The sequence below is a fragment of the Streptomyces sp. SID11385 genome, from assembly GCF_010548245.1.
In the GTDB taxonomy this organism is placed as follows: Bacteria; Actinomycetota; Actinomycetes; order Streptomycetales; family Streptomycetaceae; genus Streptomyces.
On record NZ_JAAGLR010000737.1, the window covers coordinates 1 to 1167 of the forward strand.

A 1167-nucleotide genomic window follows, 5' to 3' on the forward strand; every position below is an offset into this window, starting at 1 on the left:
GGCGCGGGCGGGCGGGGCGCGCGGCCGGGCAGGCCGCCCGGGGTGCGAGCGGCGTACCGGCCGCAGGACCCCGCACGCCGAAGGGCCGGGCGTCCCCTTCTCCCGGGACGCCCGGCCCTTGCCTCGGCGGAGGCCGTGATCGGATTCGAACCGACGTAACCGGCTTTGCAGGCCGGCCCCTGAGCCACTCGGGCACACGGCCACGCGCACACGTACGGACCGCTGTCCATGGCCCGCCGTGTGCTGTGCGGTACCCCGACCGTAGGAGCGGGCCCGGGGTGCGGGCAAGGGTGCGGCCGTCCCTGCCACGGAGCCGACATACGGCGTTCACGGGAGGCCACGTACGGGAGCGGCCACCTCTCCCGGGCCGCCCCGAGTCGTACGCCGAAAGGACGAGCGGCGGACCGGCTTCCGACAGGGGCGTATGCCGCATTCGCCCCTTACCCTGGGCCGGTGAGTACGAGCCAGCAGCCCGGCGGCGCCGAAGCCGCCGCCCCCGTCCCGATACCGGTACTCCCCGTCCCCGAGCCCGCCCCGGCCGGCGGTGTCCTCTCGCGCCCGTACCTCGCCCTCAGCCTCGGCATCGTCTCCGTCGTCCTGCTCATCGCCTTCGAGGCGACGGCGGTCGGTACGGCGATGCCGGTCGCGGCGCGCGAGCTGCACGGCGTCCCGCTCTACGCCTTCGCCTTCTCCGCGTACTTCACGACGAGCCTGTTCGCCATGGTCCTCGCGGGCCAGTGGGCCGACCGCGCGGGCCCGCTCGCGCCGATCACGCTCGGCATCGGCGGCTTCGCGGCCGGGCTGCTGCTGTGCGGCACGGCGGGGAGCATGTGGGTCTTCGTGCTCGGGCGCGCGGTGCAGGGGCTCGGCGGCGGGCTCGTGATCGTCGCGCTGTACGTCGTCGTCAGCCGTGCGTACCCGCGCAGGCTCCAGCCCGCGATCCTCGCCGCGTTCTCGGCGTGCTGGGTCGTGCCCTCGGTCGTCGGGCCGCTCGTCGCGGGGACCGTCACCGAACACCTCGGCTGGCGCTGGGTCTTCCTCGGCATCCCCGTCCTCATCCTGCTCCCCCTCCTCATCGCCCTCCCGCAGATCCGCCGCCGCGCCGCCGGGCCGCTGCCCGCGGACCCGGACGCATCGCCGCGCGCCGCGCCCCGGGGCCGCCTCGCC

General features: G+C 76.1%; 1 protein-coding gene and 1 tRNA gene. One reads left to right on the forward strand and one right to left on the reverse strand.

Annotated features, from left to right (window positions below; all coding sequences use genetic code 11):
• Nucleotides 1-130 precede the first annotated feature (130 nt).
• A tRNA-Cys gene (locus tag G3I42_RS22345) sits at nt 131-202 on the reverse strand.
• Between the two features lie 302 nt (nt 203-504).
• On the opposite strand from G3I42_RS22345, the gene G3I42_RS22350 reads away from it, so the two are divergent.
• On the forward strand, nt 505-1167 hold a 663-nt coding region (locus tag G3I42_RS22350; protein WP_343244626.1), incomplete at its 3' end, for an MFS transporter.